At 40.8% G+C, this 24832-nt stretch carries 25 protein-coding genes, 1 tRNA gene and 2 pseudogenes; 16 read left to right on the top strand and 12 right to left on the bottom strand.

Translation table 11 applies throughout. The features are described 5' to 3' along the window. Positions 1-43 precede the first annotated feature (43 nt). Positions 44-1272, bottom strand: a protein-coding gene (locus P3L37_RS13035) for an IS3 family transposase (protein ID WP_272667319.1) whose coding sequence is annotated in 2 segments (ribosomal slippage) — positions 44-957 and positions 957-1272 — 1230 coding nt in all. Because the reading frame shifts where the segments join, the coding sequence is not laid out codon by codon here. A 414-nt stretch (positions 1273-1686) separates the two neighbouring features. On the opposite strand from P3L37_RS13035, the gene rmf reads away from it, so the two are divergent. Then, positions 1687-1857, top strand: coding sequence for a ribosome modulation factor (gene rmf / locus P3L37_RS13030; RefSeq protein WP_109911062.1), 171 nt, complete (start codon positions 1687-1689; stop codon positions 1855-1857). Positions 1858-1986: 129 nt separating this feature from the next. On the opposite strand, the gene fabA is transcribed toward rmf, so the two are convergent. The 3 genes from fabA to P3L37_RS13015 all read right to left on the bottom strand — a co-directional run bounded on the left by fabA (position 1987) and on the right by P3L37_RS13015 (position 4723). Next, the gene (gene fabA / locus P3L37_RS13025) at positions 1987-2505 is read right to left on the bottom strand and encodes a bifunctional 3-hydroxydecanoyl-ACP dehydratase/trans-2-decenoyl-ACP isomerase (protein ID WP_004909641.1); all 519 of its coding nucleotides are present in this window, start codon (positions 2503-2505) and stop codon (positions 1987-1989) included. A gap of 96 nt (positions 2506-2601) precedes the next feature. After that, positions 2602-4338, bottom strand: coding sequence for a Lon protease family protein (locus P3L37_RS13020; protein WP_109911063.1), 1737 nt, complete (start codon positions 4336-4338; stop codon positions 2602-2604). 208 nt (positions 4339-4546) lie between these two features. Next, positions 4547-4723: a GhoT/OrtT family toxin gene (locus tag P3L37_RS13015; protein WP_004909646.1), complete on the bottom strand. Its 177-nt coding sequence runs from the start codon at positions 4721-4723 to the stop codon at positions 4547-4549. Between the two features lie 173 nt (positions 4724-4896). On the opposite strand from P3L37_RS13015, the gene matP reads away from it, so the two are divergent. Continuing rightward, positions 4897-5364, top strand: coding sequence for a macrodomain Ter protein MatP (gene matP, locus P3L37_RS13010; protein ID WP_109911064.1), 468 nt, complete (start codon positions 4897-4899; stop codon positions 5362-5364). A 175-nt stretch (positions 5365-5539) separates the two neighbouring features. Here matP and ompA read toward each other — a convergent pair whose 3' ends face one another. Both ompA and sulA read right to left on the bottom strand, forming a co-directional pair. Next, positions 5540-6646: a porin OmpA gene (gene ompA, locus P3L37_RS13005; RefSeq protein ID WP_272667318.1), complete on the bottom strand. Its 1107-nt coding sequence runs from the start codon at positions 6644-6646 to the stop codon at positions 5540-5542. A gap of 355 nt (positions 6647-7001) precedes the next feature. Next, a complete protein-coding gene (gene sulA, locus P3L37_RS13000; RefSeq protein ID WP_109911066.1) occupies positions 7002-7523 on the bottom strand; it encodes an SOS-induced cell division inhibitor SulA in 522 nt (173 codons plus the stop codon). A gap of 231 nt (positions 7524-7754) precedes the next feature. On the opposite strand from sulA, the gene P3L37_RS12995 reads away from it, so the two are divergent. Next, entirely contained in the window at positions 7755-8369 is a 615-nt protein-coding gene (locus P3L37_RS12995; RefSeq protein WP_109911067.1) for a TfoX/Sxy family DNA transformation protein, read from the top strand. A gap of 102 nt (positions 8370-8471) precedes the next feature. Here the strand turns inward: P3L37_RS12995 and yccS are convergent, their stop codons facing one another. Next, positions 8472-10622: a YccS family putative transporter gene (gene yccS, locus P3L37_RS12990; protein WP_004909659.1), complete on the bottom strand. Its 2151-nt coding sequence runs from the start codon at positions 10620-10622 to the stop codon at positions 8472-8474. 123 nt (positions 10623-10745) lie between these two features. Here yccS and helD point away from each other — a divergent pair, with 123 nt between their 5' ends. Further along, positions 10746-12797: a DNA helicase IV gene (helD, locus tag P3L37_RS12985; RefSeq protein WP_109911068.1), complete on the top strand. Its 2052-nt coding sequence runs from the start codon at positions 10746-10748 to the stop codon at positions 12795-12797. Between the two features lie 55 nt (positions 12798-12852). Here the strand turns inward: helD and P3L37_RS12980 are convergent, their stop codons facing one another. Further along, positions 12853-13311 (bottom strand): methylglyoxal synthase, encoded by a 459-nt coding sequence (locus tag P3L37_RS12980; protein ID WP_109911069.1) that lies wholly within the window; start codon positions 13309-13311, stop codon positions 12853-12855. A 114-nt stretch (positions 13312-13425) separates the two neighbouring features. Between P3L37_RS12980 and P3L37_RS12975 the strand changes: the two genes are divergently transcribed. Continuing rightward, positions 13426-13839, top strand: a complete 414-nt coding sequence (locus tag P3L37_RS12975) for a CoA-binding protein (protein ID WP_109911070.1) — start codon at positions 13426-13428, stop codon at positions 13837-13839. 84 nt (positions 13840-13923) lie between these two features. On the opposite strand, the gene hspQ is transcribed toward P3L37_RS12975, so the two are convergent. Continuing rightward, positions 13924-14244, bottom strand: a complete 321-nt coding sequence (gene hspQ, locus P3L37_RS12970) for a heat shock protein HspQ (RefSeq protein WP_181937016.1) — start codon at positions 14242-14244, stop codon at positions 13924-13926. Between the two features lie 219 nt (positions 14245-14463). On the opposite strand from hspQ, the gene P3L37_RS12965 reads away from it, so the two are divergent. Then, complete coding sequence (locus P3L37_RS12965) at positions 14464-14742, top strand: acylphosphatase (RefSeq protein ID WP_184957450.1); 279 nt, start codon at positions 14464-14466, stop codon at positions 14740-14742. Positions 14743-14749: 7 nt separating this feature from the next. Here the strand turns inward: P3L37_RS12965 and P3L37_RS12960 are convergent, their stop codons facing one another. Next, positions 14750-15079 carry a TusE/DsrC/DsvC family sulfur relay protein gene (locus P3L37_RS12960; RefSeq protein ID WP_004256090.1) on the bottom strand — a complete coding sequence of 110 codons (330 nt, stop codon included), beginning with the start codon at positions 15077-15079 and terminating at the stop codon, positions 14750-14752. A 183-nt stretch (positions 15080-15262) separates the two neighbouring features. On the opposite strand from P3L37_RS12960, the gene P3L37_RS12955 reads away from it, so the two are divergent. Further along, positions 15263-15350: transfer RNA gene (locus P3L37_RS12955), tRNA-Ser, on the top strand. Positions 15351-15539: 189 nt separating this feature from the next. Here P3L37_RS12955 and P3L37_RS12950 read toward each other — a convergent pair. Then, positions 15540-16121 (bottom strand): TetR/AcrR family transcriptional regulator, encoded by a 582-nt coding sequence (locus tag P3L37_RS12950; RefSeq protein WP_272573499.1) that lies wholly within the window; start codon positions 16119-16121, stop codon positions 15540-15542. A 247-nt stretch (positions 16122-16368) separates the two neighbouring features. Between P3L37_RS12950 and P3L37_RS12945 the strand changes: the two genes are divergently transcribed. The 4 genes from P3L37_RS12945 (at position 16369) to dmsD (ending at position 21000) form a co-directional block, all read left to right on the top strand. Continuing rightward, positions 16369-18813: a DMSO/selenate family reductase complex A subunit gene (locus tag P3L37_RS12945; protein ID WP_272667317.1), complete on the top strand. Its 2445-nt coding sequence runs from the start codon at positions 16369-16371 to the stop codon at positions 18811-18813. 14 nt (positions 18814-18827) lie between these two features. Next, positions 18828-19445, top strand: coding sequence for a DMSO/selenate family reductase complex B subunit (locus P3L37_RS12940; RefSeq protein WP_206083314.1), 618 nt, complete (start codon positions 18828-18830; stop codon positions 19443-19445). A gap of 1 nt (position 19446) precedes the next feature. Then, the gene (locus P3L37_RS12935) at positions 19447-20298 is read left to right on the top strand and encodes a DmsC/YnfH family molybdoenzyme membrane anchor subunit (RefSeq protein ID WP_272573500.1); all 852 of its coding nucleotides are present in this window, start codon (positions 19447-19449) and stop codon (positions 20296-20298) included. Positions 20299-20361: 63 nt separating this feature from the next. Then, positions 20362-21000, top strand: a complete 639-nt coding sequence (gene dmsD / locus P3L37_RS12930; protein ID WP_272667316.1) for a Tat proofreading chaperone DmsD — start codon at positions 20362-20364, stop codon at positions 20998-21000. Between the two features lie 465 nt (positions 21001-21465). Here the strand turns inward: dmsD and tnpA are convergent. Then, positions 21466-21728: pseudogene (gene tnpA / locus P3L37_RS12925) on the bottom strand (IS200/IS605 family transposase); the annotation flags it as partial. A 469-nt stretch (positions 21729-22197) separates the two neighbouring features. Between tnpA and P3L37_RS12920 the strand changes: the two are divergent. The 5 genes and pseudogenes from P3L37_RS12920 (at position 22198) to P3L37_RS12900 (ending at position 24816) form a co-directional block, all read left to right on the top strand. Then, positions 22198-22782, top strand: a complete 585-nt coding sequence (locus P3L37_RS12920) for a TetR/AcrR family transcriptional regulator (protein ID WP_272573797.1) — start codon at positions 22198-22200, stop codon at positions 22780-22782. 127 nt (positions 22783-22909) lie between these two features. Beyond that, positions 22910-23086 (top strand): annotated as a pseudogene (locus P3L37_RS12915) (hypothetical protein); the annotation flags it as partial. Positions 23087-23157: 71 nt separating this feature from the next. Then, positions 23158-23715 carry a hypothetical protein gene (locus P3L37_RS12910; protein ID WP_316927663.1) on the top strand — a complete coding sequence of 186 codons (558 nt, stop codon included), beginning with the start codon at positions 23158-23160 and terminating at the stop codon, positions 23713-23715. Next, positions 23688-23990 (top strand): EamA family transporter, encoded by a 303-nt coding sequence (locus P3L37_RS12905; protein ID WP_316927662.1) that lies wholly within the window; start codon positions 23688-23690, stop codon positions 23988-23990. The genes P3L37_RS12910 and P3L37_RS12905 overlap by 28 nt, the downstream gene beginning before the upstream one ends. A 124-nt stretch (positions 23991-24114) precedes the next feature. Continuing rightward, complete coding sequence (locus tag P3L37_RS12900; protein ID WP_272573796.1) at positions 24115-24816, top strand: DsbA family oxidoreductase; 702 nt, start codon at positions 24115-24117, stop codon at positions 24814-24816. The last annotated feature ends 16 nt before the right edge of the window (positions 24817-24832 follow it).

The raw sequence follows: 24832 nt of genomic DNA, 5'->3' as shown, positions 1-24832 counted from the left end.
AACTATTTAAGTAAATTATATTAAATGCACCTTGTATTTGACCCTATATTTCCAGACACTTTTTATCACTTATTTCATTATGGGTTCGACGCCGCAGGTACTCTCGCGGTGAACGATAACCCAGTGCACTGTGGGGATGCCATTCATTATAATGCTCGAAGGCTGCCGCAAGATTCTTCACTGCCGTTAATCCGTTCGGTTTTGACATGAGACTTATGTAGTCACGCTTCATGATTTTTACAAAGCTTTCTGCTATTCCATTACTTTGTGGACTCCGTACCGCCGTATGTCTCGGTGATAGGCCGACTTGTTTAGCGAACCTCCGTGTTTCATGGGCTCGATATGCTGAACCGTTGTCTGTCAACCACTCAACTGGCTTTGAGGGGAACTCGTTACCGAAGCGATGCTCCACAGCGCCTAACATGACATCTTGCACGGTTTCACTGTCGAAGCCTCCCGTGCTAGCTGCCCAATGCAGGGCTTCGCGATCACAACAGTCTAAAGCGAACGTGACGCGCAGTTTTTCACCATTATCACATCGGAACTCAAAACCATCTGAACACCAACGTTGATTGCTTTCATTCACCGATACTTTTCCTGTATGAGCACGCGTTGAGACTGGCATTGCAGGTTTACGTTCCAATAATAATCCGGATTGCTTCATGAGACGGTAAACGCGTTTGGCATTAATCATCGCGATACCTTCATTCTCAGATTGCCGACGAAGTATTGCCCAGACGCGGCGATAACCATACGTAGGCAGCTTATCAATGACATTATGTATACGAGCAAGCGCATCACTATCATCTTGACAGCATCTACCTCGCTTATCCTTCCAATCACTTTTTCGTTTCGCTAAAACGTATAACTGTGCTCGTGACACACGTAACGTCCGACTCACTAAACTTATTTTCCATCCTTGGGTAATAAGGGCGCGAGCGCTATCCACTTTTTTTCACGGCCATACTCGACAGCTTCTTTAAGAAGTTCATTTTCCATTGTTTTTTTGCCGAGTAAACGCTGTAGCTCTTTAATTTGCTTTATTGCTGAGGCTAGCTTAGAGGCAGGAACAACGTGTTCACCTGCTGTCACTGCAGTCAGGCTTCCTTCTTGATACTGTTTACGCCAAAGGAAAAGCTGGCTTGCTGCTATGCCATGTTGGCGGGCAACCATGGAAACACTCATACCCGACTCAAAGCTTTGCTGAACAATCGCCATTTTTTCTTGCGGAGAACGACGTTTTCTACGTTCAGGACCTAATATCTCGATCATGTTATCTCCAAGAACTAGTCTAAAAACTAGTATTAAGATTATCACTAATTTAAGTGATACCAACTGTCTGGAGATCTAAGGGGCCAGTCTACACCTTGAATATATGTAGTTTTATATATTTCAGGTGCATTATTATTTTTATCAAATATAGATATTCTTTTAATTTATATATTAGTGAACAATAACTTCTTTTATTCGCTAATATTATGATAAATAAAAGAATGTTTTTATTTTTAATTTAAATCAATGAGTTATGCTAATTGTCACATACAAGTCACACTTATGCTATTTATGACAAATATATGAAAATCTTTACTTGATTTTTTTATCAACGGGCGCTATTTCTATAGAGTACCTATTAAAAAATAGTAGGTGCTGTTTTCTTTTCCATTTAAATGATGAGGGAAGTAAGGCATGAAAAGACAGAAGCGAGACCGTTTAGAAAGAGCTTTATCAAGAGGTTATCAAGCAGGTTTAGCGGGGCGTTCTAAAGAGATGTGCCCATATCAAGCAGTAGATGCTCGGTCGCATTGGCTAGGTGGTTGGCGAAAGGCGATGGAGGACCGAACCGTAGCGGTAGTATAATCCCCATATTCTTTGATCCTTTAGGTTAAATAGCCTGTACTGATTTTCTTGCGTATTTTTGGGTTTTCAAGTTAAAGAGATCAATCAATTTAAGAACCTCCGCCATTGCGGAGGTTTGCATTTCAAAGCTTAGAATGCGCTCGTGTCTTTAAAAAGACCCACTTTTAAGTCTGTTGCAGTATAAATTAATTTACCATCAACTAATACTTCACCGTCTGCTAAACCCATAATCAGTTTACGGTTGATCACGCGTTTAAAGCTGATGCGATAAGTGACTTTTTTCGCGGTAGGGAGAACTTGGCCAGTAAATTTAACTTCGCCAACGCCTAACGCACGCCCTTTACCTTCACCACCGAGCCAGCCAAGGTAGAAGCCAACTAACTGCCACATTGCATCAAGGCCTAAACAGCCTGGCATGACAGGGTCGTTTGTAAAGTGGCAGCCAAAGAACCAAAGGTCCGGATTAATATCCAGTTCAGCTTCCACATAACCTTTGTTAAATGTACCGCCATCTTCAGTCATACTGACGATACGATCCATCATCAACATGTTTCCTGATGGCAATGGAGGACCATTTTCTCCAAATAACTCGCCTTTACCAGAAGCAATTAAATCATCTTTTGTGTAGGATCCGCGTTTCTCAACCATGTTCTTAAGATAGCCTTTATTATGTGTAGGGCTACAGGATAGCGTACACTTGTACGCTGAACAACTCCGATCTGCTATTTTTTACGCAATCTTTACTCAACTCATCCATTTTAAGAACCAAGGGAGTCTAGCTTTATCAGGTGAGTTTGCTTGGTTGATTCGTTCTTGAATTAAAGCTAACAGGTGTACATTTTCCTCTTCAGCTTGTTGTTCAAAGTAAGGCTGCTTAGTGAGTAAAGTAATGGCTTGGGCAACATGTTCAACAGGCCAAATATGGAATTGACCTTTTTGTACCGCTTCAACGACAGCCGACTTGGTGCATAAATGGCGCACATTTGCCATTGGGATGATGACACCTTGACTACCAGTTAATCCTCGTTTTTCACAGATATCGAAGAAGCCTTCAATTTTCTCATTTACCCCACCAATAGGTTGGACATAACCAAATTGGTCAACAGCACCGGTGATGGCAATTTGCTGATCAATAGGTTGTAGAGCTAATGCACTAATTAAAGCACACAGCTCTGCGAGCGATGCGCTATCACCATCAACTTCACCATAGGATTGCTCAAAGACGATAGAGGCGGAAAAAGGCTGAGGTTGTTCTAATTTAAGCTCGTAATTTAAATAGGCTTGCATGATCATCATACCTTTGGCATGAATATTACCGCCTAGTTCGGCTTTACGTTCTACATCTGTAAATTCACCATCACCTAAATGCGCAACACAGGTGATTCGCGAAGGTTCGCCAATGGCATCTGGGTGCCCCGGGTATTGCAAAACAGACAAACCATTAACTTGCCCGATGACTTCGCCTTCGGTTTTAACAAAGATTTGTTCTTGTAAAATATCATCTTGAGTACGTTCAGCAAGAAAACTGTGGCGCCATTGGCGATTTTCATTTGCTTGATTAAATGACTCTTGAGTAAGCAAATGGTTAACATGGTAATGGCTGGCATCGACAAGAGATCGAACTAACCAAAGAATATCAAGAGGAAGATTAAATTTATCTTCACAGTAACGTACAGCTTGTTGGATAAAGGGAAGCCAACCATCAGGCGAAATATTCGGTAATTTATTCGAATCAATAATGGATTTTATGTAACGCATCCATAAGGCCAATTGCTCTTCATCCTCGAAGAACATAACAGGCTCATATTCGCCATAAATAGCGCAGCTAAATAACTCCGGTGCTGTAAATTCAAATTCTTCTAAAGCGAGTCGGTCACCAACAATAATAATTTTAAGTTCTAAGGGCTGTGGCTCAATTTCAATTGGTAAAGGTTGATTTTCAGAATAAGGTAACCATTCAAGTTGTTGACGGTTAACCATATTTTTTAGGCGAGCCCACATTAAAGGCTGGCTAATTAATGCACTAGCTGCGATAACTAATATGCCGCCATTGATTTGATGAAGTAAGCCAGGCACTAAATTCAAGGACGGGGTGACATAGCCGAATAATTGTTCAGGTTCTATCCAATTACGGTAAGCGATTTTTTCACGAGAAGAAAAACGGCTTTTAACACCATTTTTCCACTGAAAAAGTCGGTTATCTTCAGATAACTGATAATCACCATCAATGGCGTTGATCTCTGCTAGCAGGGGGGCAATTGCATTAGCATAAAGGCTAAGATATGCCTCACTTTCATCAGACTTGATAAACATAAAGCGCGTTTGGGCAAATTCATCAACAAAATGTTGTATGCCATCAGACAGCCTAGGCTGAATGTCTGACAAAATTGCAGGGGTCAACGTTTCTGAAGATACAAATTTCGTCTGAAATGACGATAAGTTAGGAATTAGGCCTTGCCATGTTAGTTCTTGACTGATCACTATAATTATCTGCTATTAATAGGGTTATAAATAGAATGCCTGCCAATAAGCTGGGCGTATATGCCTGAACAAGGTTTATTTAATAAATTTGCTAAATAATATTGTTTGTTTTATAAACAAAATTCAGGCTAATTCATTACCCAACGGGCAAGCCTGTTATATTAGCCTTTGATAGGCAATCTTGCAGCAATAATTGTTGAATTATCGACTAGAATAACGAAAACATAAACACAATAGGTAGTGTCATTGGCCAAGTTAAGCCAATAAGTATGGCGCTCAATAAACGCATAAAACAGTTAGGGTCTTTTGTAACGAGTAAGGTAAATAGCATTGCGCATACTCCGCCAATCCCATAGATGACGAGTATGTATTCAAATGTGGACATGCAGTTTTATTAATTTGTTAACAGATAGGGGCAGATTGTACACTATTTTCACAAGGGTAGGTTGTCTTCTTTACTGAAAAAGTGAATATTCTACTAAATCGAATATCTGCTTGAGTATTTTGTTTATAATCTTGCTAATATAAAGATAGGTTCAATTTTCTTCAGGAAAAATTATGAAATATCAGCAGCTTGAAAATCTTGAATGTGGCTGGAAATGGGAATACCTCGTCAATAAAGCAAGAGGTGGTGAAGCTATTACCCGTTATATAGAAAGAAGCGCAGAAAAAGAAGCGATAGACTTGCTGCTAAAAATGGAAAATAGACCGATTGATGTACTAAAGTGGATCTCTTTGCATATGAATCCTGAGCTTGATAATCGAATGAAACAGAGTATTCGAGCGAGGCGTAAACGTCATTTTAATGCAGAACATCCCCATACACGTAAGAAATCAATAGATTTAAATTTTTCGGTGTGGCAGCGTTTGTCTAATCTTGCAGTGAAGCGTAATAAAACGTTGTCTGAAACTATTATTCAGTTGATTGAAGATGCAGAACATAAAGATAAATACGAAAGCCAGATGAGCTCATTAAAGCAAGATTTACAAGCGATCCTCGGGACGTCAAAGGAAAAGGATAATTAACAAAGGTTAGCGGCTCATTACTGTTGTATGTATTCAAGTAGTATGCTTTTATTACGAGATATTTATTTTAAAGTGAATTTTTATATCGTTCCTATTATTCTAATAGTAAAAAAAAAAACCCCAATATTAATTGGGGTTTTTTTGTTCAGTTCGAAATTCAAACTAGGGCTAAGAATTAAGCACCTGGTTGAGTTACAACTTCAGTTGTACCTTGGATTTCGATTTCAACGCGACGGTCTGGCGCTAAACACTCGATCAGAGCAGCACGGCCTTTAACATCGTCACATTTGTTACCAGTTACTGGATCTTCTTTACCACGGCCTTCTGCAGCGATTGCGCTAGCTGGAACACCTTTAGCAACTAAGTAGTCAACTACAGACTGAGCACGTTTTTGTGACAGTGGCAGGTTGTAGTTTTGTGAACCGATACGGTCAGTGAAACCAACTACCAGTACGCGACCTTGAGTTGGGTCGATGCTGCTCAGTTCGTTGTACAGCTCATTCAGAGCTTCTTGACCTTCTGGTTTCAGGCTTGCTTTGTTGAAGTTAAACAGAACGTCTGAACGCAGAGTAAAACGTTTGTTTTCAACAACTGGAGCAGGAGCTACAACTGGAGCTGGAGCAACAACTGGAGCTGGAGCAACAACTGGAGCATCAGCTTGACCGAAACGGTAAGCAACACCAACACTCAGCATGCCGTTGTCTGGACGAGTACCGATATTGTCTTTGTCACCTAAGTTGCTAACCCATTGGTAGTCTAAACGAGTCGCCCACTCTGGAGTGATTGCGTACTCAAGACCCAATGCGTATACAGGTGCAACGCCAGTGTCAGTTTCTTTGAAACGTTCGCCATTTTGGTGAGCTTTAGCTTCAGTACGGTAAACCATACCACCTAAACGAGTGTAAACGTCTAAGTCATCAATGATTGGATAGCTTAATTTGGTAGTTAATGAAACACCCATAGATTTCAGGTCACCGCTGTTACCAGCGCCTTTGTATTTCATTTTACCGAACCAATCGTAGCCTAGCTCAAAGCCTAAGTATTGGTTATATTGGTAACCAGCGTAGGCACCTGCACCGATTGTGTCACGGTCAGTGCTGTTACCAACAGTGCCCCAACCTGCATAGTCTGTACCAGTTTTTGCTGGGTTCAGGCTAGTGTCTTCATAGTGAGACCAACCTAATTTAGCACCGGTATACCAAGTGTTATCTTTTGGAGCTGCTTGTGCAACGGTTGCAAAAGCTGCTACTGCCACTGCTACTGCGATAGCTGTTTTTTTCATTTTTACGCCTCGTTATCATCCAATATTGGCTTGGCTTCGCTGAGCCTTATTATATGCCATTGGTTTAATTTACTTGCTAGGTTTCGCAGACATTATCTACAAAAAAATAATAAAAGTAAAAAAATAATGCCATAAGCCGAACAAGCTAAAGTCTACAACGAACTTAAAAAGATACAAGTAGAGTGAGCAATAATCGTTAAAAAAAGTATTTTTTTAGTGTATAAATCAGAGAGATATGTATATTTTTCGTAATGATTATTTTTTATCTATCTGATTGATCTACAATACTTTTAATTTAACTTTAGAGATAAATATTTCTAAAGGTTAAATTTAGTAAGAAAATTCTTAATCTTAGCTAGTGATAATGATTTGAGTGAATTTTTAAGTGGTTTGGCTGTCCTGCATGTGTGCTAACCATATTATATGTTTCTTGTGGGCGCATAATTAAACCGATAGAACGACCTTCTTGAGCTGCATATTGTAAGCGAACAAAATCTTGCTCGCTTATTTCCGGTAGCCACCCTAGAACTACACTATAATTACCACTTCTTAGTGCTTTTTCCATAGCATCAATCGTAGTGATATCTTCCATATGATTTAATTGCATAACTTTATGAGTAGGTATACCTGATTGTTCTAACCAGTGTTTACTTAGCCTTTTATTTGGAGTTAGCCAAAGTAACCAGCGTGATTGAACCCCAAACTGACGAAGCATTGGTAATAAAATATAATCCATAATAGGGTGTTTTTCATCGTAAACAAGTTCGCTCACCATACCTTGTTGTATAGAGCTATTGGTAAGCCCTGTAGCAGGGATTGATTGTGCGTAATTATTAAGAGAATGTTCTGTTGAGTTCTTCCAAGAATAGATGCTCATAATTTACCTCGTTACAATGCTGTATGAACATACAGTAACTGTATATCCATCCAATATCAAGACTATTTTTTCAAAGCGCTTCGCAACTTTGTTGTTTTTCTCCGCATTCTTCTTGGCATTTTTTATGGAAACTCTCAAAATTGGTTACGCGTAATTATCTGTAAAAAAAGAAATTATAAAATTAATTTTCTAAAGGATGAAAATTGAGCATACCCAAAAAGGAGTTTGGTAATGTTGTTAGAAGAAGAAAAATTTTTTTATTTATCCGGTTTGTTAAGTCAATTTGGCGAATTAAAACGTAAAAATCATTTTGGTGGATTTTGTCTATTAGTCGATGATGCAATTGTGGGGTTGGTACTCGACGGCTGCTTTTATTTGCGTGGTTGTTTAGTAGCGAGGAGCCACTTTGAAGCGTTAGGGTTTAATCGGTTAGTTTATAGTAAAAAAGGTATTCCATTGGAAATGCGGTACTATCAACTTTCGGAACAAGTTTGGCATGACGAAGTTTTGTTTCTCCAATATATTGAGTTGGCTTACCGTTCAGCTATCGAGGAATTAAAACAAAAGCAATCAATGACCATGCGTATAAAAGATTTACCCAATATGAATATGTCAGTTGAGCGTGCTCTAGGGAAAATTGGCGTATCTCATGTTGACGATTTGCGCATGATGGGCGCAAAGGCTTGTTTTATGAAGCTAAAAAAACATGGTAGGAATAACCCCAGTATCAAGCTACTGATTGGCTTAGCAGCTGCAATAGAAGGGTGTCATAGTGCTGTTTTGCCTAAGGATATCAAACAAGAGCTAATTGCTTGGTATAATAGTTTTGAGTTGACGTCAGCCTAAACTCACTGAAAACGACTTTTACTATTAATATAATCAATATTACATATACGCTATATGAAGATGAGTGGGTATTTAGAATTTTATACCCGCTCATCGGTATATTTATGTTGCACTGATAGTGCGAATGATTTGCCGTATCTCAGGTATTAGTTCAAGCAATAACTTAGTTTGCTCCATGATAAGCAACGTTTTTTCGTCATCACTGGTTGAAATATAATCTATGCGGTGTAATAGACTATGGCGAAGTTTATCTGATTTTTCATCGATAACTAGTGGGTCAATGGTTGTGATTTGCAAGGATGATTCAACATAGCAAATAGCATCGTTGAGTAATGAAAGATTACTTTCATTTTGCATTTTTTCACGATGTGCACCTAATGCTGAAATATAACTGAGTAAAGTATGGTTTAAGCAAAGAAGGCGAAAAGCTTGTTCTTGGGTGATTCGATAAGACTTAGGGTCAGAAGCCATATTGGAAACAATCGATGCAAACTCTGCATCATTATTGTGTGCGTCTCTACGTGCAACTCGGTACTCAAGGCGGTTGTCTTTACCTTGGTAGTACTGCTGCAAAATAGCATCTAAATAACGGCAGTTGCTATCCATGGTTTTTTGAATGACTTGGGGGAGTTGGCGGAATTTCCAATCTGGCCAAATAAAGCTAACGGCAAGTAATGCAATAAAACAACCAATTAATGTGTCAATGATCCGTGGAAGTGCAACATCAAATCCTTCGCCCAATAGGTTAAAACAAAACAAAACGAGAAGTGTGATGAATAATGTTGCTTGGGCATATTGGCTACTGCGAAACATAAAAAACAGTAAGCCAGAAATAACGATTAGCGTAAGTTGCCCTTCCATTGAGGGGATTAAATTCAGCAAAGGTAAACCAATGAGAATACCAACAATAGTTCCTATTATGCGAAGGGCTAAGCGGCGTTTAGTGGCGCTGTAGTTAGGTTGGCATACAAATAAGCTAGTGAGTAATATCCAATATCCTCTTTCCATATCAAATAGTTGGATAATAATATAGCCAGTACAAAGGAGAATTGACATTCTTACTGCATGGCGAAATAAAGATGATTTTGGCGTTAAATGGTGCTTAACCCGCGAAATAATATCACTAATACCGGATAACGATTCATCAGATAACTGCTCTACCTGTTTATTATTTTGCTGCCATGCACTTTGCTCAAGGCTCAGGCCTTTAAGTTGAACATCAATTCCTTTTAAGTTTTTAAGTAGGTTATACAGGGCTTTAATTTCATGAAGCTCAGGCGATTGCTGTTTTAGTAGCTGTAGCGATTTTTCAATGTAAGCGAAGGTACGTTCAAAACGAGGATTATGTTGGTATTGTTTACGCCATAAAACAGATTGAGCAACTTGTTGGCAGGCTCTCGCTTGCATGGTTAATAGGCGTTGGAAACGAAATAAAATATCACAGTGACGTAAAGTGCGGCTAAGCTGTTGATATTGTATGTGGGATGAACTTGCTCGTTCGTGAATGTCTTGAGCAACAAAATAATATTGTAGCGAATTTCGTGTACCTTTTTGTCCCCGATCCCCTTTTAATCGACTCAATAATGCAATTTTTGCTTGGTTCATGGTGCTAACCAAGTGGCTGTTTACTAATGCTAAATCATAAACAGAGCGTTGGTAGTCATCTTCTAAATCAGGATCAAATAAGTTAGCTTTTGCGTCTAAATAAGCTGAAAGTTGCTGATAACATTGGGTTATTGCATCTTGCAATGGCCTTACAGGAAATAAAATATGCCCAATCAAGGTTAAAATATTATACCAAATTGCCCCTGTCAGTAATAATGCGGGTTGTTGGTACCAAGTATCAAAAATGGGTACGCCGAGCATGGTATAAATGGCAATTAATAGTGCACCAAATGCGATGGTAGCGTATCGCTGTCCTAAAGCACCAAGAAGAATAAAGCCACACGTAGAAAATGCGAGGCCAAAAAAGAAAAATAAAGGATAGGGAAAAAGGAGTTCAATAGAAACGGATGCAATAAAAAAACAAAAAAGTGTAATAATTAAATTTTTTATTCTACCAGTTAGCCTATCATCTAAGTCAGTTAGTGCTGCAGCAACGACACCCAATGTGAGTGGGATGGTGATTTTAGGCTCTTGACCTAACAACCATGGCACTAAGGTTGCGCCTGTCAGGGCTATAAATATTCGGATATAATATAAAATATGGCTGTTATATAGCACACGACGATAACTGGTAAGCAGTGTTAACACAAAGTACCTCAAAGGTAAGACAAGCCTTAATCTATATAGGATAGCTTGTTTGCAAGGAATAAAAAACCGTTTGGAATCAAGCCAACCGTATTTTTGTCATTGATTTTCTCAGGTGCAGGACGTATGGAACTGAAATCAACACAGATTGGACAGCGTCTGGCTCAGCATCCCTACAATCGGGTTCGCTTACTCAACGCAGGTATTGAAGTCAGTGGTGAAAACCACCAATATCTTATCCCATTTAATGAACTCATTGATCTTCGTTGTAAGAGAGGGATTGTTTGGGGGGAGTTAGAATTTGAAATTGTGAATGAACAGGTTGTTCGTTTACATGGCACTGAATGGAAACAAACTCAGCGCTTTTACCATTATTTAAATGAAAAATGGCAGCAATGGAGCACTGAAATGAGTCAGGTCAGTGCTCATGTATTGACTGAGTTAGTTAATTCGATTGAACAATTGACGCAGCAAGATCATTGGTTGACATTACACCAACTGGCCGAAATAAAAGATAAAATATCACAAAAGTTCTCGTCATTGCCTATGCCTTTAGCACGTATTTCATTGTTTGAAAATTGTGCTGCACAGTATCAAGAATGCCAGAATTGGCTACGTAACAGTCAAGAATGTCGAAAACAAATTAATGATCACTGGTGTGAGTCTGTTTTAGTTCGTTATCACGATTTTTTCCAGCAAGTAGAAACGTCGCCACTAAATTATTCACAGTCCTTATCTGTGATCAATGGTGAGGATAATGTATTAGTGCTGGCGGGGGCTGGAAGTGGTAAAACATCAGTCCTAGTCGCTAGAGCGGGGTGGCTTATCTTGCGAGGTTTGGCAAAACCAAAACAAATTCTCTTGCTGGCTTTTGGTCGTAAAGCTGCGGATGAAATGAACGAGCGTATTCACTCACGCCTACAACAAGATATTGAAGCAAAAACTTTTCATGCTCTTGCTTTACACATTATTCGTGAAGGTAGCAAAAAATCGCCCGTGATTAGTGAGTTAGAAACAGATACTCAAAAACGGCAAACATTATTATTAAATGAATGGCGAGAACAATGTTCAGCAAAGAAAGCGCAAGCAAAAGGGTGGCGAGAATGGCTTTCTGAAGAGTTACAATGGGAAATTCCAGACGGTGAATTCTGGAAAGACGAAAAAATTAGCACTAAAGTCGCTACTCGGTTAGACCGTTGGCTAAGCTTAATGCGTATGCATGGTGGTAGCCAAAAGGACATGATTGAGAATACGGCGGAAGAAATAAGAGATCTTTTTCAAAAACGTATTCGTTTAATGGCGCCGTTATTGAAAGCGTGGAAAAGCGCATTGAAAGATGAAGGTGCAATTGATTTTTCAGGATTAATTCATCAGGCCATCAATATTCTAGAAAAAGGGCGTTTTATTAGCCCATGGAAACATATTTTAGTTGATGAGTTTCAAGATATTTCTCCTCTTCGCGCTAAGTTATTGCAAGTACTACGCAAGCAGAATAAGCAAACGACGTTATTTGCTGTTGGAGATGATTGGCAAGCTATCTACCGGTTTAGTGGCGCAGAATTAGACTTAACCACATCGTTTGAACATAACTTTGGTATTGGAGAACTTTGCGCTTTAGACACAACTTATCGTTTTAATGAGCGTATAGGTGAGGTTGCTAATCAGTTTATTTTACAAAACCCTATGCAGTTAGATAAGCCATTGAATAGCTTAACTAAAGGAAATAAAAAATCCGTTATTCTTCTGTATGAAGATGCACTGGAACGTTTATTGGATAAAATGAGTGGTTATGTTCTTGATGATGAAACGATATTAGTGCTCGCTCGCTATCATTATTTAAAACCTAATATATTAGGTAAAGCCAAGACCCGTTGGCCAAAATTAAATATTCAGTTTATGACTATTCATGCCTCAAAAGGGCAGCAAGCAGACCATGTGATAATTTGTGGTTTGAATAGTGGAAAGGATGGTTTCCCTGCTCCTGCCCGCGAATCAATTATTGAGCAAGTATTACTGCCTAAGCCAGAAGATTTTGACCATGCAGAAGAAAGACGTTTGCTATATGTCGCATTAACACGGGCTAAGCAGCAAGTTTGGTTGCTTTATCACCCAGAAAAGCCGTCAGAATTTGTTGATGAACTCAAGCAATTGGGCGTTCCAAAGCAAAAGAAACCGTAAGGTAAACTTATTTTATATTAAGCGCCAGAATGCTGTGGCGCTTAATATTGATAGATTAGTTAGTTCGTTTAGTTAAGTAGCTTTGGTAATCAGGAATAACAATGTCTATCGCATTATCAAAATAGGTGGAAGTAATTAAAAAATCAGCAGTTGCAGGGTTGGTTGCGACAGGAATATTCCATACTGTGGCTAAGCGCAGCAAAGCTTTAACATCTGGGTCATGAGGTACTGCATTAAGAGGGTCCCAGAAGAAAATCAATAGGTCGATTTTTTGTTCTGCAATCATTGAACCTATTTGTTGGTCTCCCCCCATTGGGCCACTTAACATACTGGTAACTGGCAATCCAGTGTGCTGGTTAATTAAATTACCGGTTGTTCCTGTTGCATATAAATTGTGAGTTTGAAGCCGTTCATTGTTTTTCTTAGTCCAAGATAATAATGAGGGTTTACAGTGGTCATGGGCAACCAAAGCAATATTTTTTGAGGCTGTAATTTTACGGGTAGTTGATTCCATGATATTCCCTTAAATAAGATGCGAGATAGACATCTTTAAAAATTGAATGAGCAAAGATATACAACATATATCATAATGCTAATGAATAGTTTATAGATTTTGGGAGATATTTTGATGAGAGATCAAGAAATTGCTGAAATTTTAAAGAGTGTTCGGACTATCGCTTTAGTTGGGGCGAGTGATAAAGCAAATAGGCCGAGTTATGAAGTTATGGAATATCTTTTGCATCAAGGCTATACCGTTATTCCAGTGAGCCCAAAATTGGCAGGGCAAACTTTATTAGGGCAACTTGTATACGAAAAGCTTAGTGATATACCAGAGCCTATTGATATGGTCGATGTATTTCGTAATGCAGAAGCTGCAATAGGAGTAGCCAGGGAAGCGGTAGAAGTAAAAGCTAAAGTTTTGTGGTTACAAAAAGGCGTGATTAGCGAAGAAGCGCAAAAAATCGCTTTGCAGGCAGGTTTACAGTTTGTTATGGATAAATGCCCAAAACAAGAAATCCCTGCATTAGGCCTTGAAAAATAAACTACATTTTAGCGTTAAAAAGTAAAGCAGCTAGTTAGCTGCTTTACGGTTGCGTTCATAAATAACAATATCGATATTTGCAGGTTAGTTGCGAAGGCGAGGTGCTTGCAACTGAGACCTTATTGATTCCGCTAGTTCATCCATTGATGGTTGTTCTGGATGGTCTTCTGCGGTTTCATAGGTAATTTGAGCTTCGGCCAAATAAGTATGAACAGCATCCCCATTGTCATCTTCCATAACAACATGATACCAAGGTAGATCGCGTAGTGTGCTGTTAGCGGCAATATCATCATCATGTGGTTGTTCGAGCGAATACTCAGCGTCTACATCTACAACAACGCCTAAGTAGCCGAGAAGTTTGTGTCTAACTTGTTGCCCGATTCCATATTTACTGGTGATCATCATAGCGACCTCCTAAAAGCCTTGCTTATACTTCAAACTATATATGGGCAGTGCTACGCGTTTTCAAGCTAAGATATGGACAATTATCAATAACGCAATACACTGTCTTTATACGTAACTATCAAAAGCAGTGCCTCATTTAGCAGATTATCTGTTCAATGAATAAAAAACAACTGTTAAAAGAAGGTATCAATACAATATGCTCTGACAATGGAGGCTCACATGACTGCATCAGGTCGTTATTTTTATATTTATGGTCGTGTTCAAGGGGTTGGGTTTCGTTACCAAACCTATCATTGGGCTAATCAGAATGGCATAAAAGGCTTTGTGTGTAACCGGGATGACGGCAGCGTTAAGTTAGCTGTTTATGGCTCAGAGCAAGATATTGAGTTTGTTGATGACTGGCTGAAAGCGGGTGGTCCTCCGGGAGCAAAGATAGACCATTTTTTCACCGAAAATTGGAAAGCTGAGCCAATAGCGGATTTTAGTGTCCGCTATTAGCAAGAAATTAAATACATTTCACCGGTTTTGGCAGGCCAGCAAGTTTAGTGGCTTGCTTAGCTGGGCCTTTTGGAAATAGCCGGTATAAATAGCGGCTATTGCCTTTTTCTTCCCCAAATTGTTGAGAAACTGCTTTAACCAACATACGGATAGCCGGTGAGGTATTAAATTCCAAGTAGAAATTCCTGACGAAACGGATAATTTCTAGGTGTTCATTAGTAATTTCAATATCTTCTTGCTGCGCGAGTAAAGGGATTAATTCTTCACTCCATTGTTGGCTATCAAGCAGGTAACCTTGCGCATCTGTTTCTATTTCTTGATTATTAAAAACCAACATACTCTTATTCAACTCAAATAAAATTAGAACGTAAATTTAGCAAAAATTGGGATATAACCCAAGTAAAGTCGTTAGAATGTCGATATTTTCATCTAACAGTATGAAAGACGTATATTTTTAAAGCGAATGATCAAATTAGGGGTTTACATCCAATGAGAGGATGTTTATAGTGCACGTCATTGCGGAGGGGTGGCCGAGCGGCTGAAGGCAGCGGTCTTGAAAACCGCCGATGGGAAACCATCCGAGAGTTCGAATCTCTCCTCCTCCGCCATTATTTGACTTCAGGTTATTGATTAGCTTGGAGTTTTTCATTTTAGGGTTTTCCTAGTACGCCATTCAGTATGCCATTATATTTTGGCTTCCTTCCTACGATATTGGTTTGTATTGGACGCTATTCTGTATTTTAGTGCTTTTTTCATCAGAATAATAAGATAGTCAAGTAACTGTAAATTAAGCTAATCTATTTACCACAATCAGAAAACTTGTCTTTTATAAATAAATCAATCAACTCACCAAAACTATCCTTAAAAAATCTCGGTTGTTGCAATGCATTAGCAACAATATTAGCCCCTTCTAGTGAATTGATTATTAGTAACGATATTTTCTCAACATCTATATGTTGAATAGTTTCTTGTTTTTGTTTCCCTTGATTAATTATTTTTATGACCCAATCAAGGTGAACTTTAAAATAATCAGCCATCAATAAAACCATACCATCTGGAAGATTATCTCGATCAGCTGACAATGAACAGCATAATGGTAAACGGCTACAATAAAAATCGTCCATAAAAAGGCATAAATAAGAATTTAACCTACTTCTTAAACTTTCATTATTAATCTCAATATCCTTTAACTTTAACTTTAAATTCGCTAGAGATCGTCGTATGACCTCCTCGCCTAAATCAGATTTTGATTGAAAATAATAATGAATACTTGGTTTAGTAATCCCTATTTTTTTTGCAAGATCAGCATAACTAAAAGAGGAATATCCTTTTTTGGTCATAAACTTGTATGCTTCTGAAATAATTTTATCTCTGCTCATTTGCCCTCGCATTTATCTACTAGTAGATAAAAATAAAATGTCAATTACCATTTCGAATTTCGCCATAAAAGTAATCTATTGAATTATATCATCTTTTAATAATAAAAAGAAATATATATTTATTTTTTGATATTAAACAAAGTTGTTTTTTAAAAAAAAACAGATGATATAAAGAATACAATGTTAACAATATTAACAATTAAATAACCAAAAAAAATGAATCTAAATTATAACGCTGGAGCAATGTATGTGTAGAGAGAAAAAAAAATCATCAATTCAGTTCTTACAAAATCAAATAAGTAGACGGGACTTTGTACAAAATAGTTCAATTGCTGGCTTAACGTTAGCTAGCGGTGCATTAAGTTTACCTTTTAGCAATGTCGCCAATGCTACTGAAGCGATGCCAACCCCTGAAGAAAAAATTGTCTGGAGTGCGTGTACCGTTAACTGCGGAAGCCGTTGTCCGCTGCGTATGCACGTGGTGGAGGGGGAAATCAAATACGTTGAAACCGATAATACAGGGGATGACGTGTATGGTGATAAGCACCAAGTTAAAGCTTGTCTGCGTGGTCGTTCCATGCGTCGCCGTGTGTATAACCCTGACCGATTGAAATACCCAATGCTGCGTGTTGGTGCGCGTGGTGAGGGAAAATTTAAGCAAATTAGTTGGGAAGAAGCATACGACCTCATTAGCGGCAATCTCAAACGTATTATTAAAGATTACGGCAATGAAGCCGTCTATTTAAACTACGGGACAGGTACCTTGGGCGGTACTGTTGCGCGTTCATGGCCGCCTGCTAACTCGCCAATTGCGCGTTTAATGAACTGCACCGGTGGTTATTTAAACCATTATGGTACATACAGCACAGCACAAATTAGCTGCGCAATGCCGTATACCTACGGCAGTGGCGCGGGTAACAGCGTTTCTGATATCGAAAATTCTAAATTGGTGGTGTTGTTCGGAAATAACCCAGCTGAAACACGGATGAGCGGCGGGGGGATCACTTACCAATTAGAGCAGGCACGCGAGCGTTCCAATGCACGAATGATTGTTATCGACCCTCGTTATACTGACACCGCCGCAGGGCGTGAAGATGAGTGGATCCCAATTCGTCCGGGGACTGATGCCGCATTAGTGGCGGGGCTTGCCCATGTATTGATCACGGAAGATTTGGTTGATCAACCATTCTTAGACAAATATTGCGTTGGATATGACGAAAAAACGCTCCCTGCGAATGCACCAAAAAATAGCCATTACAAAGCCTATATTTTAGGGCAAGGGGATGATGGCATTGAAAAAACGCCTCAATGGGCAGCAAAAATTACCGGTATCCCTGCCGATAAAATTATCAAACTCGCGCGAGAAATCGGTAGTGCGAAGCCTGCTTATATCAGCCAAGGCTGGGGGCCGCAGCGCCATTCAAACGGTGAGCAAACTGCTCGTGCGATTGCCATGTTACCGATTTTAACGGGGAACGTGGGGATTAGCGGAGGGAATACAGGGGCGCGTGAAGGTAATTACGATATCCCCTTTGAGCGGATGCCAACCCTTGAGAACCCTGTTAAAACCAGTATTTCGGTGTTTTTATGGACGGACGCCATTGAACGTGGCCCTGAAATGACGGCAACCCATGATGGTGTTCGTGGTAAAGATAAACTGGACGTGCCAATTAAATTTATTTGGAACTACGCCAGTAACAGCTTGATTAACCAGCATTCTGATATCAATAAGACCCATGACATTCTTCAGGATGATAAAAAATGCGAAATGATTGTGGTGATTGATAACCACATGACTGCATCGGCAAAATATGCGGATATTCTTCTGCCAGATTGCACCGCATCGGAACAAATGGACTTTTGTCTTGATGGTGCCGCCAGTAACATGGGCTACGTGATTTTTGCCAGCCAAGCCATTGAACCACGTTTTGAAAGCAAAACCGTGTATGAAATGTGTACAGAAATTGCCCGTCGCATGGGGGTTGAAGATAAGTTCACCGAAGGGCGTACACAAGAAGAATGGTTGCGCCATCTATATGAAATTTCAAGAGAAAAACTGCCTGAGTTACCAGATTTTGAAACTTTCCAGCAGCAAGGGATCTACAAAAAAATGAACCCGCAAGGGCATGTCGTGGCACACAAAGCGTTCCGCGAAGACCCAATAGCGAACCCATTAAATACCCCATCGGGTAAAATTGAGATTTACTCTGACCGCTTAGCGGATATCGCGAAAACGTGGACCCTTGAAGAAGGTGACTTAATTTCGGCTATCCCGATGTATTCCCCGGGCTTTGAAAGCCATGAGGACAAACTGACCGAGCAATACCCGCTGCAATTGAGCGGCTTCCATTATAAATCCCGAGTTCACTCTACGTATGGCAACGTCGACGTGATTAAAGCCGCGTGTTTACAAGAAATGTGGATCAACCCGATTGATGCTGCGCGTCGCAATATCAAAAATGGCGATATGGTGCGTATTTTCAATGATCGTGGTGAAGTGCACATCAATGCCAAAGTGACACCTCGGATCATCCCGGGTGTTGTCGCAATGGGGGAAGGGGCGTGGTATGCGCCAGATGAAAACAAGATAGACCATGGGGGAAGCCTTAACGTTCTGACCACGCAGCGCCCGTCGCCGCTGGCAAAAGGCAACCCGCAGCACAGTAATCTTGTTGAAGTAGCTCGGGTATAGGGAGGGGATAAATCATGACAACACAATATGGTTTTTATATTGATTCAGCCCGTTGTACGGGGTGTAAAACGTGCGAATTAGCGTGCAAAGACTACAAAAATTTATCTCCTGAAGTGAATTTTAGGCGCATTTACGAGTACACGGGCGGTGACTGGCAAGAAGATAACGGCGTCTGGCACCAAAATGTGTTTAGTTATTACTTGTCAATTTCGTGCAACCACTGTGAAGACCCTGCGTGCGTCAAAGTGTGCCCAAGTGGCGCAATGCATAAGCGCGAAGACGGCTTTGTAGTGGTGGATGAAAGTGTTTGTATCGGTTGCCGTTACTGCCACATGGCATGCCCATATGGTGCGCCACAGTTTAATGCCGAAAAAGGGCACATGACAAAATGTGATGGCTGTTATGAGCGTGTGGCTGAAGGGAAAAAACCGATTTGTGCCGAATCTTGCCCGCTGCGTGCGTTGGATTTTGGCCCTATCGAAGAGCTGCGTAAAACCTATGGCACATTGGCAGAAATCGCGCCATTGCCAGAAGCGCATTACACCAAACCGAATATTGTCATTAAGCCGAATGCCAATAGCCGCCCAGTGAACGATACCACGGGCCACTTAGCTAACCCAAGGGAGGTATAAGATGGGCAACGGATTACATGAATGGCCGCTGATCCTGTTTACGGTATTAGGACAAAGTATTGCGGGGGCAGTGATTGTGACTGGCCTTGCGTGGTTATCGACGGATGACAAACTACAAAAGCAACGTATTGTGAATGCGATGCTGGCTTTGTGGGTGCTGATGGGCTTAGGGTTCTTGGCTTCCATGATGCATATGGGCTCGCCGTTACGTGCGTTTAACTCAATGAACCGTGTTTTTTCATCGTCACTCAGTAATGAAGTACTGTTTGGCTCCCTCTTTTTTGCATTAGGGGGCTTATGGTGGCTGCTGGCGGCGCTGAAAAAAATGCCTGAAGGACTCGGCAAAATTTGGTTGCTGGTTACGATGGCGATGGGGCTGCTATTTGTCTGGGCAATGACTCGCGTTTATATGATAAGCACCGTCCCGACATGGAACACGCCACACACCACGATTGGCTTCTTTATGACGGCCTTTGTGGTGGGGCCGATACTCGGCACGCTGTTATTACGTATTACCAAGTTCCCGTGTCACAGTGGGCGACTCGCACTGATTAGCATCGTGGCGTATGTGGTTACGATTGCATCTGTGCTGGAACAAAGTGGTGAAATTGCGCTGATCGCAACGTCGGTGCAAAGTGCGAGTGCATTAGTGCCTGATTTTGGTACGCTGCAAATGGTTCGTTTAGTGGCAACAAGCCTTGGTTTGATGCTATGGATTTTACCGCTAATGAAGCAAAACCAGCCATCCGTTATCAGTTTGTTCATCGGCACATTATTGGTGTTGTTCGGTGAATTAATTGGACGCGGGCTGTTCTATGGTCTACATATGACAGTAGGAATGGCAGTCGCCTAATCGGTAAAATATCTCAACGTAGGGAGCCAGTTTCCCTACGTTGAAAACGCAGAGACAATCAATATGCATGATGCGCAATTTCTTGAACACGTTGCTGTAACGGGGCGGGTTTTGGGTTCTTTATTTTATTTTGCTCCAGACAGTGAAAATAACGCGGAGCTTATCGCGATTTTGCGAGAGCCAACATGGCATGAAGAGTGGCCATTTTCGTTGGCATCACTCAATGAAATTAACACATTATTTGCAGATTCAACAAAACAAAATGAGCCACTTGATGAAGCGTGGCAGCGGTTATTTATCGGCCCCTATGCCTTACCTGCACCACCTTGGGGTTCAGTGTGGTTAGATAAAGAAAATATTATTTTTGGGGATTCTACCGTTGAGCTGCGACAATGGATGCGGTCAAAAGGTATTGAACCTGCCACAACACAAAAAGAGCCAGAAGACCATATTGGTTTGATTTTGATGTTAGCCGCATGGCTGGCAGAGCAAGATAGGCGCAATGACTTTGAGGAATTGCTAGCATGGCACTTGCTACCTTGGTCGGCACATTTTCTTGATGTTTTCGCCACGCAAGCCAACAGCAATTTTTACCGTGGGCTTGCGATGCTAACGCAAGAAACGTTATCTGGAATTCAAAAACAATTATCTTTACCCGTTATGCAAAAAAATGTGTATTGTAAAGAGGAGATCTCTGAGTAAACGTTAATAAAATGTTTTAGCCGACTAAATAAGGGCTTTTTATGTAAAATTTTCTCATGTTTTACTAACAATAGGCCATTGTCAATGGCCTATAAAATATTATCCCGCATATATTGGGAGTCTAGTGACAAGATTTTTAGTAGTTAATCATTTTTTAAACTAGAAAAATCGTTGTGTTATTTCAGTAAATATTAACACGTCGTATATCGATTTTAATAGGTTATTCTCTAATATAAATTATGGTAGCAATTTTAACCCTTTGTTCTCCTTTAGGTTGATGTTCGTGGCTTTTTAAGGGGTATGTTTCTGCTTTAAGTTCTAACAAAGCCTTAATTTTTTGCTTGCTCACTCATTTATATTTAAGTGGTTACCAAATTGTAAAATATCTCCTTTAAAAGAGATGGCTTTAAATATAGCCACCTCTAAGGGGGCTATATTCTTTATTAATCTTCTAACAATTCCATTTTGTTGGTCGGGATTTTGAACAACTTTATCCTGATGCCTTACATGACGTCTAATGATGGCTTTATTAACCCCTCCGTATCAGCAAAATATTACTTAGCTCAAAAATGATTACCCCAAAGTTTTTTACGTATATGTGGAAATCGATTATAAAGTCTTATCGCACTAGGCCCTTTCAGAACTCCCATTGGTGTTGAAATTAATAGTTTAGATGAGGTCATTACAACTAAATGAACATGGTCTGGCTGAACATTTAACTCAATTACAAGCCACCTTTAAAGGTTATGAGGTTGCCCTGTCTCTTGAAAAAAGCTCGTAATAAAGAGGCTGCTCACATATAGGATGGTTACGTATTATTTAATATTATTATGTGTGAATTTTTTATTCAAAAAACTTTAAAAATGATAGTACTCAAAGTAAAAATCCAAAGAATGCAATATATAATAAAGTATATTTACACAGTGAATATACTTGTTCATATTTTACTCTTACTACTAATTAGTAGAGAATAGTTTTTTTATTCGATTTAAGCTTTCAACTAACACTGATTTTGGGCAGGCTAAATTCAATCTAATAAACCTAGAACCATTGCTAACAAACTAGATTCCTTTATCAAAGTGCCCGTATTTATTAAAGCACAACACTGAATGCCGCGCTGTATTCTCTCTTAAGTGTGTTGCGATACACATGATCTCATATTACAATATACCTACTAGTTGATATGGAGAGATAGTTATGTCTCTGATGACAAAAGACAGGTTATTGAATGAAGCTAACCTGCTGATTCGTAAGCAAGGCTATTCGGCTTTCAGCTATGCTGACCTGTCGAAAATAATTGGCATTACCAAAGCAAGTATTCATCATCACTTTCCGACAAAAGGTGTGATGGGGGAAGAGGTGGTGGTTCGCTCCCTGGAAGAGATGAATGTGCTTTTTTCGCAGATTGAAAGTCAGTCAACTTCAGTTCGCAAGCGCCTGATGGCATACATGGATATTTTTGCCGAAGGGTACCGTACATCCATGTTACCATTATGTTGCGCGCTTTCAGCCGATCTGGCTAATCTTCCAGATAATGTTAAGCAGCAGGCAACGACCTACTTTGAAACGCAAATCGCTTGGCTGACCCGTATTCTTTCTGAGGGGCAGACCACCGGTGAAGTTTCTCACGCTATCTCTCCGAAAAAAACGGCACTGATCATCCTGAATATCTGTGAGGGGGCAAGTGTTGTGGCGCGGGCGACCCATAAGGCTAACCTTTTTGAGGACAGCCTTGAGCAAATAATTTTATTACTGACTGCCAACGGAGTCAAAAATACTTGAATGGAATGAATATCGCGATGATCTGCTGAAACGTGAGGGTGATTTTGGCAAACTGACACCCGAAACGCTGCGGGGCGTAATGGCGTTGGGTAATGCTGGAAATTAAACTGGCCTATTCAGTGTCAAGGTTCGTGAACTCATTGCACTTGTCGATGCTGTAACGACTCGTTGTTATTATTACATTGCTGTTCATGTTAAGGCGGCTATCAAAGCCGGAACTCTTCACAGAAATTGTCTTCGTTATAATTTTTCATTTCAGCCATCTTCATACCTCTCACGTCTGAACTACTTTCGGGATCACTGATTTGCAAAACAACGTCCATGCATTACCATCTAGTTGGTATGTGACATTATCTTTTGATGTGGAGTACTGTGATGTCTATTAACAACTTGATTTTAAGGGTTATTGTTGCCATGATCGCGTTTGCGGCAAACTCAGTTTTGTGCCGACTGGCTCTTAAGAGAGGCCATATCGATCCCGCCAGGTTCAGCTACATTCGTCTTATCAGCGGCGCTGTCATTCTGCTCCCCTTTCTGCTGAAAAAAGGTACATTTACTAATTTTAACCATAATGTGATTAACAGTTTTTTACTGATGATTTATGCCGTCTTCTTTTCGGTCGCCTACATTCATCTGGATACGGGGACCGGTGCTCTTCTAATGTTTGGCGTGGTTCAGTTGGCCATGATCGTGTATGGCCTTCTGCGCGGTGAAACCTTTACGGTTCTCAGGGGAGCCAGACTGTTTCTCGCACTCTCAGGAATGTTGCTCCATCTGCTTCCCGGGTCTAACGCGCCGCCGCTTTCCAGCGTTGTTATGATGGCAGTATCTGGCCTAGCCTGGGCGGCCTATTCTATAAGGGGGCGCACCACAACCGCCCCGCACAGACCACGGCCATTAACTTCTTGCTGGCTGTCCCTTTCGACCTGCTGATGATCCACTTTATCGGTGAGGTACCGCAGGTTGATATGACTGGGGTGGTGCTTACCATCGCCTCTGGAGCTCTGGCATCAGCAGGCGCCTATGTGCTCTGGTATGCACTGCTGCCCCAGATGGAATCGGTTACGGCCAGTACTGTTCAGCTGAGCGTTCCCTGCCTGGCCATGCTGGGAGGCGTAATGTTCCTTGGTGAATCCCTCACGTGGAGGATGGTTACCTTGATGGCTGCCGTTCTGGTAGGTATCTGGCTAGTCATGCGCCGTCTGTGAAACAGGAAGAAAAATCATGAGACTTGACCTATCTACTAGATGGTTGATATTCTATTTTAAACATCAGCTCCTGTATGTTCGGGGCACTGTAAATAAGCGAAATAACCGTTAACCGGAGGTTGTTATGAGAGAGCTGCGTCCCGTAATTGAAATTGATGTGTGGTCAGATCTCGTCTGCCCGTGGTGCTGGATTGCCAAGAAACGCTTTGAGAAAGGTCTTGCGGCATTTGAACATAAGGGTAACGTTATCGTCCGGCATCACAGTTTCCGGATCGCGGATAACAAAACGGCTCTACCTTACAGAGAGGCGCTGAATCGAAAACTGGGCGGGCCACAGCGCGCTGAGATGATGATGTCACAGGTTGCGGCGGCTGGTAAGGAAGAAGGCCTGAACTACCTGTTTGACTCCATGCTGTTTGGCGATACCGAGGATGCGCTGACCCTTTCTGCAGCAGCACGCCGAGAAGGAATGGGAGATGAAATGACTGAGCGCCTCTTCCATGCAAGCGTTGAAGAGCGCCGTTCCATTTTTGACCGCGATGAGCTGATTAAGCTCGCCACGGAGGTAGGGATGCCAGCTGAAACCGCTGCGGCTGCGCTCGATGACGCAGAGCTGCGGGCGAGCATAACGGCTGATGAGAATGCCGCGCGTGCCATGGGGGCCAGCGGAGTACCGCTTTATGTTTTTAATCATAAATATGCTATCAGCGGAGCTCAGCCTATGGAACACTTCCTGAGCACTTTGCGCCATGTTTGGGCCGAAAAAGCGGAAGAGATGGAAGACGGCGGCGGCCCGGCATGCGACATGGATGGCTGCAAAATCTAACAATTAACCAGACTGC

Origin of the sequence: Providencia sp. PROV114 (genome assembly GCF_032704305.1) — a bacterium.
Classification (GTDB): domain Bacteria; phylum Pseudomonadota; class Gammaproteobacteria; order Enterobacterales; family Enterobacteriaceae; genus Providencia; species Providencia rettgeri.
Note: the sequence above shows the minus strand (reverse complement) of the source record. Positions and strands in the feature narration are given on the sequence as shown.